Source organism: Microcystis sp. M_QC_C_20170808_M3Col (assembly GCF_007095505.1).
Taxonomy (GTDB): Bacteria; Cyanobacteriota; Cyanobacteriia; order Cyanobacteriales; family Microcystaceae; genus Microcystis.
Window position 1 is genome coordinate 1 of record NZ_SFBY01000451.1, and the last position, 8,936, is coordinate 8,936.

Here is an 8,936-nt window from a genome sequence, read left to right on the forward strand (position 1 = left end):
TACACAGCTTACTCCATTGAGAAAGTCTAATTCTTCTTGCTTTTTCCAATCGGTTAGCATTGAAGAAGTTTCAGCATATCCTACTCTTTCTTGTCTTTCATACCATGCTTGTGTTCTGATATGGAGAGCTTTATTGTAAACTAATCTTACACAGCCCAAGGTGCGCCGCAATAGCGACTCTTGTTCGGGTGTGGGGTAAAATCGAAACGAGTAGGCTTTTTCCATGTCTCACATTTAAGCATATATTCCGTAAATGCGCTAGTATTTAACGGTAAAGCCGTCGTAGAACGACGGGGTTTCAGACCCAAAATTTTCGATGACTGCCAGTGTATTGCAGTGTTTCCCCAATTTTACCCTTTGTGGCTCGATCAGGAATAATTAATGCTGACAGTGCCATCTCTATAGGTATGTCTGGGGTTGGGGAAGTGGGAATTATAAATTATAAATTATGAATTATGAATTGGGGAGACCACTTCGTGCGCGTTGCGGGGGGAAGTGGGGAAGTGGGGTGTGGGAAGAATAAATAAAAACAATCTCCTGTCTCCTGACTTGAAAGAGGGTGTAGGGTGTGGGGTGTGGGGTGTAGGGAAGGAAACCTCTTTCATCTGTGGGGGTGAAAATTTTTTCATCGAGACTGTCTCCTAACTCCTATCTCCTGACAGTTTTTAAATATTTTTCAACATCAGCAAAGAGCGAGTTTGAAAGCCGAGATTTTGGTAGAGATTGAGAGCATTGTCGTTATTGATGAAGACTTGTAAACCGATGCGGGTTTGTCCGCGACTTTTTGCCCAATCCTTAGCTCGATCGATTAGTGCGGTGGCGATACCTTGGCGACGATGCTGGGGATCGACGTAAATTAGAAAAATATGACCATAGCGATCGCCTGTCACCTGATCGACGGCGCTCCCCATCCAGAGACAAGCGATCGCCGTTTGTTGTCCTTCGACGATCCAGAGGGGAGTATCGAGGCAAAAAAACTGTCTGACTGTATCAGCTAGATGGGAGAGGTTTTTTTGTTCGGGAAAAAATTCTTGATAGGTGCGGGTGAGAAAATTAATTAGTAGATAGCGATCGCTCGTTTTTCCCAGTCGCAGCCGATAATCTTCGGGAAGGTTAGCCATGCCAAGGATAAGAGAAAATTATGCCCAGGGATGGCTCGATCGGAGCGGGTGCCGCTAAATCTGCCGGTAAAAAAATCCGGATGCCAGTGGCAACCAGAGCAACTAAAAACACTAAGATAGTCAGGAGCGGGGCGATATATTGCCGAAAAAAAGCCATAATTATTTGATCTCTAAACTGCTGTTCCTTCTATTTTAAGGATTGCCAGTGGAGATATCGGCAATTTAAAAAAAAAAATTCGCCCAAAAAAAGTGATCGGCATACCGATCACCAGAAACCGACAACTAGACTATGACTAAACACCGATTAAATCTAACGAAGGTGCAAATAGGCCGCCTCTGCTTCCAATTGACGTACTAAAGCTTCATTTCCCTGCGCTCTAGCTACTTCCAGTCGGTGTTGTAAATTTCTGCGGAGTGTTTCTCTATGAGCGACGGTGGCCTGTGTTAGGACTTGCTGACGATTTTTGTTCATGATGGACAGACTTTTGAGCGACTTAACTTACCTTATATCTAAATCATAACATTCTCCTTGGTAAACTGTATCTTTAGCTACTGAATTTAGCGTTAAGATTTATTAAAGCTGTTGGCAACCATAGTGACAAGTCAATGACGGAACAGGCACTGATAACCCTTACTAGCGATTTTGGACTACAGGACGGTTATGTGGGCATTATCAAGGGAGTAATCGCGGGAATTGCCCCCCATGCTCGCACGATCGATCTGAATCATCAAATTTCGCCCCAAGACCTTTACGCTGGTCGTTTTATCCTCCTGAATGCCTATCAATACTTTCCCCAAGGCACTATTCATCTGGCAGTTATAGATCCGGGGGTAGGAAGCAAAAGACGCGGGGTAGGGATTCGTTTTGCCGGTGGTTATTTAGTAGGTCCAGATAATGGTTTATTTAGTGGCATTTTAAGCCAATCTCCCGCTATATCTGCCGTTAATCTCGATAATTCTTCCTATTGGCGCACCCCTAACCCTAGCACTACTTTTCATGGTCGTGATATTTTTGCTCCTGTGGCCGCTTATTTGGCCCGGGGAGTACCCCTAGAAATGTTAGGTGAGATTATTGATCCCGATAGCTTGCAACAATTAGCGATCGCTGTTCCGCAAATCGAGGAAGATAAAATCAGGGGTCAAATTCAATATATTGACATTTTCGGCAATTTGATCAGCAATATTCCCGATTATCTCCTAGAGGGAAAAAATTGGTCAGTACAGTTGGGGCCAAAAATTATCCCCGCAAAAAACACCTACAGTGATGTTTCTTCCGGAGAAATAGTCGCTTTTATCGGTAGTCACGGGGGGTTAGAAATTGCCGTCAATAGTGGTAGCGCTCAAAAGCAATTACACCTAAATATTGGCGATGCGATCGAGGTTAGAATAGATAGGAGTCAGGAGTCAGGAGATAGGAGTCAGGAGATAGGGTGATAGGGTTTTGGGGGTTTTGGGGGTTTAGGGAAATTTCAGCCAAATGCTCCACTTCCCGACTTCCCGACTTCCCGACTTCCCGACTTCCCCACTTCCCCACTTCCCACTGATAACTGATATAGCTTTTTAATCAATTCTCATACTAATATCTAACCAAGTAGAACGGGTAATCGGGGCGCTAGTGGAAATATAATCTACTCCTGTTTCGGCAACGTTGCGAATGCGATCGAGGGTAATATTTCCCGATGCTTCTATTTTGGTTTTACTATTAAAATTGCGGATCATCTCCACAGCAGTTTGCATCATCTCTAAATCCATATTATCTAACATAATGCTCTCTACCTCCTGCTGCAGGGCCTGATTCACTTCTTCTAATTGGCTGGTTTCTACCTCAATTGTGAGAGGATAAGGCATATTTTGCCGTACACGACGCACTGCTTCCTCAATGCTGCCTGCTGCTTGAATATGATTATCTTTAATCATAATTGCATCATCTAACCCCAAACGATGGTTAATCGCACCACCGATACTGGAGGCATATTTTTCTAAAATTCGCAATCCGGGGGTAGTTTTGCGAGTATCCACCAATCTGGTCGGTAAATCGGCAATTTTCTCCACATACTGACGAGTGGCACTAGCAATCCCACTCAAGCGCATGGCAAGATTTAAAGCGACTCTTTCCCCAATTAACAGCGCATCGAGGGAACCTCCTATCTCAGCAATAACTTTAGACTTAGAGCAGAATTCCCCCTCAGCAACGGTGGGGGTAAAGTGAATAGTGGGGTTAAGCAGTTGAAAAACTCGTTCAGCTACGGGTAAACCGGCAATAACTCCCGCTTCTTTGGCAATCCAACTAGCTTGACCGATTTTAGCATGACCGAAGAAAATTGCTTGGGTGGTGCGATCGCCTCTACCGAGATCTTCTCGTAACCAGTTTTCTAACAAGGGATCAAGGACTAATAGGGGCGGTAACATAGAATTTATCGAAAAAATCGGGACGTATTTATTTTAAGTTTAGGAATGTTTGACCTGTTTGTAAACTTTCTTTAATCGAAACTTATCCCTTCATAGATTAACTCGATCGCACAGTGAAAATCGAGACTAGATAGAATAATTTCTTCCCCTTGACTATAAGCGCAGTAAAACCAAATTTTATCTTCACCGCGACGATAAACCTCAACACTGATCGATTCGGGATCGACTAAAACGTATTCTTGTAAACTAGCAATCTGACGATAATATTGTAACTTTTTAGTGCGATCATAGTTTCCTGTGCTGGGGGAAAGCACTTCAATAATCACTTGTGGATGTTGAATAAAATTACGAGATTCTCTATCCCTAAAATCGCAACTAATCACCAAATCGGGATAAAAATAACGACTATTATTAGCTTGTACTTTCGCATCAGATACATTCACTCGACAGCCTCGCGGACGGAGATGAAGTCTTAAAGCAGTGTAAAAATTCAAGGTAATATCATTATGAGGCAGACTACCCCCAGTCATGGCGATAATTTCCCCATCAATGTATTCATGGCGACATTCCTGTGTAGCTTCCCATTCTAGATACTCTTCTGGGGTCATTCTTTCTGGGTATTGAGGTTGAGCGATCATTTTTCTTTTTCCTTGTCAACTAACTAAATTAATATCCTATTTCCTTTTTATGTTATACCATTTTCTCAGCCGAAGATTGAAGAATATTCATAATTAAGCGGTGACTGATTACCCTAATGATAAGATGGAGACAGAAAGCATTATTATCGCAGGTCGCTAAGATGACAAAAACAGTTGCCGATATCATGACTCCCAATCCCATCACCGTCACCGCTAACACTTCTCTGTCTGAAGCAGTGAAGATTTTGGCCGAAAAGCGGTTTAGTGGTTTACCCGTGGTGGATGACAATATACGACTGATTGGGGTTATCTCCGAAACTGACCTTATGTGGCAGGAAACGGGAGTAGAAGCTCCTCCTTACATTCTGCTCCTCGATAGCGTTATCTATCTACAAAATCCTAGCCGTCACGAGAAATTACTCCATAAAGCTCTCGGTCAAACCGTGGGGGAAGTAATGACCGATAAACCTATTAGTATCACAGCCGATCGCCCTTTGAAAGAAGCGGCCTCGTTAATGTATGATCGTCATGTGCGTCGTTTACCGGTGATTGAGGAAGAAACCCACAAAGTAATTGGTATTATCACTCGCGGCGATATCATTCGCGATATGGCAAAATCGGAAGCATAATTGCTTTTCTAGGGCAACAATTAACTAAAAGGTCTTGAACAAATGAATCAATCTCAGGAAACGGTTACTTATTCCCTAGAAACTATCTTGATGCGGATTGAGGGAAAAATCGATTCTTTACAAAAAGATGTGAGGGATTTAAAGGTAGGCCAAGCGATGTTAACGGGAAAAGTTGAGGGAATAGAAAATCGACTAAACCCATTAGAAGGAAAACAAAAATATCAGTTTTGGGCATTAATTGTCCTCTTTCCCTTGCAATTTTTCTAAAAACTATCAGGATGAAGCGCCGTCAATTTCTCACTACTACTGCCATAACTGCTGTTAGTTTTTCCCTAATTCCTAGAAAAGTTGTTAGTAATAATTTTCCTCTAATTAAACCGCCACATCTACAACCGGGGGACGGAGTGGGTATTATTAGTCCAGCGGGGGCAACTTTTAAAGAAGATGATTTAAATATAGTTATCGAAGCAGTTAAAGCCCTAAAATTAGTCCCAAAAGTTGGTAAATACGCTTTAGAGCGTTATGGTTATTTAGCTGGTAAAGATAGCGAGCGAGCCTCGGATATAAATCAATTTTTTGCCGATGATAATATTGCCTTAATTTTACCAATTCGCGGCGGTTGGGGAAGCGCTCGTTTATTACCTTATCTTGACTACGATTTAATTCGCCGTAATCCGAAAATTATCTGTGGTTTTAGTGATATAACTTCTTTATTATTAGCTATTTATGCCAAAACTGGTTTAGTTACTTTCCATGCTCCCAATGGCTTTTCTAGTTGGCGCACCGCTCAAACTGAAAGCTTTCGACAGGTTTTATTTTCTGGGGAAAAGTTGACTTTTAGAAATATTCCCGATCCCGATGATGCCAATCGTTTAATGCCGGTAAAAAATCGGATTCAAACTATTACTAAAGGTCAAGCAAAAGGTAAATTAATCGGTGGTAATTTAACCACCTTAGCCTCGATCGCAGGTTCTCCCTATCTACCAGATTTTACCAGTGCTATCCTATTTTTAGAAGATATTGGTGAAGATATTTATGAAATAGATCGCCTGTTAAATCAATTAAAATTAGCGGGAATTCTCGATAATTTAGCTGGGTTTATCTTCGGTCAATGTAGCAATTGTAGTGCCGATAGTGACTATGGTTCCCTAACTTTAGAAGAAGTAATCCGAGAATATATCCAACCCTTAAAAATTCCCGCTTGTTTAGGTTTGATGATCGGACATTTGGAGATTATCGAGACTCTAGCTATTGGTATTGCAGTAGAATTTGATGCTAATCGGGGAACAATTACTATGTTAGAATCGGCGGTTAGTAAGTAGGTGTTAAAGCATCAAAAACTGTTCTGGCGTTCCCAGTCAAGGACTTTTTCAGCAGCTCCTATATTAATTTTTTGGGGACTGATACCAAATCCGTTTTTAATAGTACGATTAACTGCCAAGTTATGGATTGTTTCTCCCTTCTCCCCGCTTGCTGCTCCCCGATAGCTTTTAAACAGGATTTAGTATGACAGAGGAATGTAGCGAAATATACGGAGCGATCGAACCAATTTGTAATATATGTGGCCTATAAAATAGGATGATGCGAGCGTCGTCCACACTTGCATCGGGAGGGAACCGTGACGACTTTTCTGGCTTCGCTCAATTTACTGCCTTCTAGTTCTCCCGCTGCCAATTTTCGGACTGGAGAATGGACTTTTCCCACACTCTACTCGACTCTGGCTCCTGCTGCCCTAGCAGATTTAGTTTTTTCTCGTTACGAGATTGATATGCCGAAAAATTGTCAATTTTGGCATCGGGGTTTAAGTGATGTGTATCTCCTCGAAACCCTGACAACTCCCTACATTTTGCGCGTGTCTCACTGCCATTGGCGCAGCAAAATGGAAATAGACTTCGAGTTAGAATTATTAGATTATCTCGATCGCTCTCAGGTTCCCGTCGCCGCGCCAATTCGCAGCAAAAACGGTGATTTATCCCTAGAAATTAATGCTCCGGAAGGGAAACGTTACGCCGTCCTCTTTCCCTATGCTCCGGGAGGAATTGCTATTGGGGACATAGATATAGAACAAGCCTATCATTTAGGGGCGATCGTGGCTAATTTACATCGGGTGACAGCAGATTTTCAACCCCTAGCCTATCGTCATCCCCTCAACCTCAAATATCTTCTCGACGATTCCAGGCAAATTATCGCACCTTTTCTGCACCAACGACCGAGCGACCTAGACTGTGTCTTAGAAACCATTGGGGAAATAGAGGAAGAAACCGCTAAATTACCGACAGAATCTCCCTATTGGAGCATTTGTTGGGGCGATCCTCATAGTGGTAATGTGCATATCACCCCTGATAATCAGATGACCCTATTTGATTTCGATCAGTGCGGTTATGGTTGGCGAGTTTTTGATATCGCTAAATTTCTGCAAGTTTCCCTACAATCCGGCTTAAATCGCCAGGTTCGCCATGGTTTTATCCAAGGTTACACTGAAACAGTGCCTTTAACCGATGGTGAATTATCTTGTCTTCAGTATCTCACCCAAGCGGCCTATATTTGGTCTTGGTCAATTAGCTTAAATAACCTGCGTTTAACCGATTATAGTCGTCTCTGCGCCAATTATTTTAGTAGCCGTTTGGCCATTCTCAAACGTTTAAAAACCCAAGAATGGGAATTATTCTAAGCAGCCTTGATCCTGTTGGTGACAGCCGGCCCCAACTAACCAAGATCAACTTTCTTGCTGGTCAATGGCCAAACGAGGTATCGATCCCTGTATGCTGGTAAGTATAGATAATCACTAGGTAAAGACCTTCTTCTCCATCTGCCAAAAGTGAAGCAAGCTTTACCGCTTTTGAATACTCTCTCACAGCCTCACAGACAGATGGTATTATGTCCAGAAGAAAGAAGAAGTTTCCCTGTGGTCACAAGGGTTATGGCCAAGTCTGCCATCATTGCGCTCAACTAGATGCCGCTTGGGAAGAAAGAAAACGTCAAAAAAATGCTTGGGAAGCCACTTTTTCCCAAGATCCGATCGATCTGCGGGAATTACCGAAAAATGTGGTACTTAAAGCTAGGGAAATCCTGCAAGGATTGCAAAATCACCGCAATTATCGAGATTTCCATGGTAAACGATTGCGACACGATCGCTTTATTATCAGTATCCCTGTTACCCGCAATTATCGCCTCATCTGTCGCGACCACGGCAATCTTCTCGTCCCAGAAGCGGTCATCTCTCACGAAGATTATAATGTTTGTAAACCGGGTAGGTGAAGCTAATCTTTAGTTTGCTTGGGAAGATTTATCGCTGTTTATATCTCCCGAAAATCCGGCAACCAATTTTGATCGAGAATCTCCTCTAGACTAGCTAAAACTTCCAGAGGGAAAATACTGGCATCTAATTGGGTTTCGTCAATAAGCAGATGGCGAGCATCGAGATAACATTTTGCTAAAATTTCTCTTAAATAGGACTTTAAACTGGGACTATCTTCTAAAAGATCGGCAATTTGTAGGCGAAAATTTCTGATTTCTTTTTTCCATGCTGCTTGATTGTAATCTCGTTGCGATTGCCAGTAAGTTAACTTTAGTAAATGCTCTAAAAGTCGAGTTAAGAGACTCTTAAGCGCTCGTCGATTATTTTTTCCCAAATCTGCCAACTCCTCTAATAAATTCTGCCAATCTACCGATTGAAAATCCCCCCGACGCAATTGGTTGATCGTCGATTCTAACCAAAGTTGATAATCACTATCGTAGAGATTTGAAATGGTAATATTCATCATTTTTTACTCCTTAATTGCACTTTTCAGAATTATTGCTGATAGCTTCCCAATCCGGCAGCCAATTTTCAGCGAGAATCTCCTCTAGACTAGCTAACACTTCCAGAGGGAAAATACTGGCATCTAATTCGGTTATATCAATAATTATCTCCCGAGCATCGCTGTAACATTCCTCAAGTATCTCGGATAAATAGGGTTTGAGACTGGGACTATCTCTCAGGATTTTCTTGATTTGTTTCCGAAAGGTTCTAATTTCTCCTTTCCATCCAGCTTGATTATAATCTCGTTGGGATTGCCAGTAAGTTAACTTCAGTAAATGTTCTAAAAGTCGAGTTAATAAACTTTCTAATGCTCGTCGTTCACTTTTTCCCAAATCTG

Annotated in this window: 14 protein-coding genes; 6 read left to right on the forward strand and 8 right to left on the reverse strand. The window is 42.1% G+C overall.

Features of this window, described 5'->3' with window-relative positions; genetic code table 11:
* The 4 genes from EWV84_RS20670 to pirA form a co-directional block, all read right to left on the reverse strand.
* Positions 1-225: helix-turn-helix domain-containing protein (locus EWV84_RS20670; RefSeq protein ID WP_287079765.1), on the reverse strand; the 225-nt coding region annotated here is incomplete at its 3' end.
* A gap of 440 nt (positions 226-665) precedes the next feature.
* A complete protein-coding gene (locus EWV84_RS20675; protein WP_287079766.1) occupies positions 666-1,121 on the reverse strand; it encodes a GNAT family N-acetyltransferase in 456 nt (151 codons plus the stop codon).
* The gene (locus tag EWV84_RS20680) at positions 1,114-1,278 is read right to left on the reverse strand and encodes a DUF8624 family small hydrophobic protein (protein WP_002732944.1); all 165 of its coding nucleotides are present in this window, start codon (positions 1,276-1,278) and stop codon (positions 1,114-1,116) included. Before EWV84_RS20680 ends, EWV84_RS20675 begins: the two co-directional genes overlap by 8 nt.
* Before the next feature lie 153 nt (positions 1,279-1,431).
* A complete protein-coding gene (gene pirA / locus EWV84_RS20685) occupies positions 1,432-1,593 on the reverse strand; it encodes an arginine synthesis PII-interacting regulator PirA (RefSeq protein ID WP_002733724.1) in 162 nt (53 codons plus the stop codon).
* 134 nt (positions 1,594-1,727) lie between these two features.
* On the opposite strand from pirA, the gene EWV84_RS20690 reads away from it, so the two are divergent.
* On the forward strand, positions 1,728-2,555 hold the full coding sequence (locus EWV84_RS20690) for an SAM hydrolase/SAM-dependent halogenase family protein (RefSeq protein WP_287079768.1): 828 nt from the start codon (positions 1,728-1,730) through the stop codon (positions 2,553-2,555).
* Positions 2,556-2,681: 126 nt separating this feature from the next.
* Here EWV84_RS20690 and nadC read toward each other — a convergent pair whose 3' ends face one another.
* Positions 2,682-3,530: a carboxylating nicotinate-nucleotide diphosphorylase gene (gene nadC, locus EWV84_RS20695; protein WP_286826531.1), complete on the reverse strand. Its 849-nt coding sequence runs from the start codon at positions 3,528-3,530 to the stop codon at positions 2,682-2,684.
* Positions 3,531-3,601: 71 nt separating this feature from the next.
* A complete protein-coding gene (locus EWV84_RS20700) occupies positions 3,602-4,168 on the reverse strand; it encodes a Uma2 family endonuclease (protein ID WP_286826530.1) in 567 nt (188 codons plus the stop codon).
* A gap of 161 nt (positions 4,169-4,329) precedes the next feature.
* On the opposite strand from EWV84_RS20700, the gene EWV84_RS20705 reads away from it, so the two are divergent.
* From EWV84_RS20705 to EWV84_RS20725, 5 genes are all read left to right on the forward strand, one after another.
* Positions 4,330-4,797 carry a CBS domain-containing protein gene (locus tag EWV84_RS20705; protein WP_286826529.1) on the forward strand — a complete coding sequence of 156 codons (468 nt, stop codon included), beginning with the start codon at positions 4,330-4,332 and terminating at the stop codon, positions 4,795-4,797.
* A gap of 42 nt (positions 4,798-4,839) precedes the next feature.
* Positions 4,840-5,064: a polyhydroxyalkanoate biosynthesis repressor PhaR gene (locus EWV84_RS20710; RefSeq protein WP_287079770.1), complete on the forward strand. Its 225-nt coding sequence runs from the start codon at positions 4,840-4,842 to the stop codon at positions 5,062-5,064.
* Between the two features lie 11 nt (positions 5,065-5,075).
* Positions 5,076-6,119, forward strand: coding sequence for a S66 peptidase family protein (locus EWV84_RS20715; RefSeq protein ID WP_287079771.1), 1,044 nt, complete (start codon positions 5,076-5,078; stop codon positions 6,117-6,119).
* A gap of 296 nt (positions 6,120-6,415) precedes the next feature.
* Positions 6,416-7,468 carry a phosphotransferase enzyme family protein gene (locus EWV84_RS20720; protein ID WP_287079774.1) on the forward strand — a complete coding sequence of 351 codons (1,053 nt, stop codon included), beginning with the start codon at positions 6,416-6,418 and terminating at the stop codon, positions 7,466-7,468.
* 206 nt (positions 7,469-7,674) lie between these two features.
* Positions 7,675-8,055: a DUF7682 family zinc-binding protein gene (locus EWV84_RS20725; protein WP_002747647.1), complete on the forward strand. Its 381-nt coding sequence runs from the start codon at positions 7,675-7,677 to the stop codon at positions 8,053-8,055.
* A 38-nt stretch (positions 8,056-8,093) separates the two neighbouring features.
* Here the strand turns inward: EWV84_RS20725 and EWV84_RS20730 are convergent, their stop codons facing one another.
* Together EWV84_RS20730 and EWV84_RS20735 are read right to left on the reverse strand one after the other, a co-directional pair.
* Positions 8,094-8,558: a DUF29 domain-containing protein gene (locus tag EWV84_RS20730; protein ID WP_287079777.1), complete on the reverse strand. Its 465-nt coding sequence runs from the start codon at positions 8,556-8,558 to the stop codon at positions 8,094-8,096.
* A 13-nt stretch (positions 8,559-8,571) separates the two neighbouring features.
* Positions 8,572-8,936 (reverse strand): DUF29 domain-containing protein (locus tag EWV84_RS20735; RefSeq protein ID WP_287079775.1); only part of this gene is annotated, 365 nt, incomplete at its 5' end.

Coding starts and splice junctions, on each gene's coding strand:
- EWV84_RS20675 (WP_287079766.1), bottom strand. CDS start 1,121: ATGGCTAACCTTCCCGAAGATTATCGGCTGCGACTGGGAAAAACGAGC.
- EWV84_RS20680 (WP_002732944.1), bottom strand. CDS start 1,278: ATGGCTTTTTTTCGGCAATATATCGCCCCGCTCCTGACTATCTTAGTG.
- pirA (WP_002733724.1), bottom strand. CDS start 1,593: ATGAACAAAAATCGTCAGCAAGTCCTAACACAGGCCACCGTCGCTCAT.
- EWV84_RS20690 (WP_287079768.1), top strand. CDS start 1,728: ATGACGGAACAGGCACTGATAACCCTTACTAGCGATTTTGGACTACAG.
- nadC (WP_286826531.1), bottom strand. CDS start 3,530: ATGTTACCGCCCCTATTAGTCCTTGATCCCTTGTTAGAAAACTGGTTA.
- EWV84_RS20700 (WP_286826530.1), bottom strand. CDS start 4,168: ATGATCGCTCAACCTCAATACCCAGAAAGAATGACCCCAGAAGAGTAT.
- EWV84_RS20705 (WP_286826529.1), top strand. CDS start 4,330: ATGACAAAAACAGTTGCCGATATCATGACTCCCAATCCCATCACCGTC.
- EWV84_RS20710 (WP_287079770.1), top strand. CDS start 4,840: ATGAATCAATCTCAGGAAACGGTTACTTATTCCCTAGAAACTATCTTG.
- EWV84_RS20715 (WP_287079771.1), top strand. CDS start 5,076: ATGAAGCGCCGTCAATTTCTCACTACTACTGCCATAACTGCTGTTAGT.
- EWV84_RS20725 (WP_002747647.1), top strand. CDS start 7,675: ATGTCCAGAAGAAAGAAGAAGTTTCCCTGTGGTCACAAGGGTTATGGC.
- EWV84_RS20730 (WP_287079777.1), bottom strand. CDS start 8,558: ATGAATATTACCATTTCAAATCTCTACGATAGTGATTATCAACTTTGG.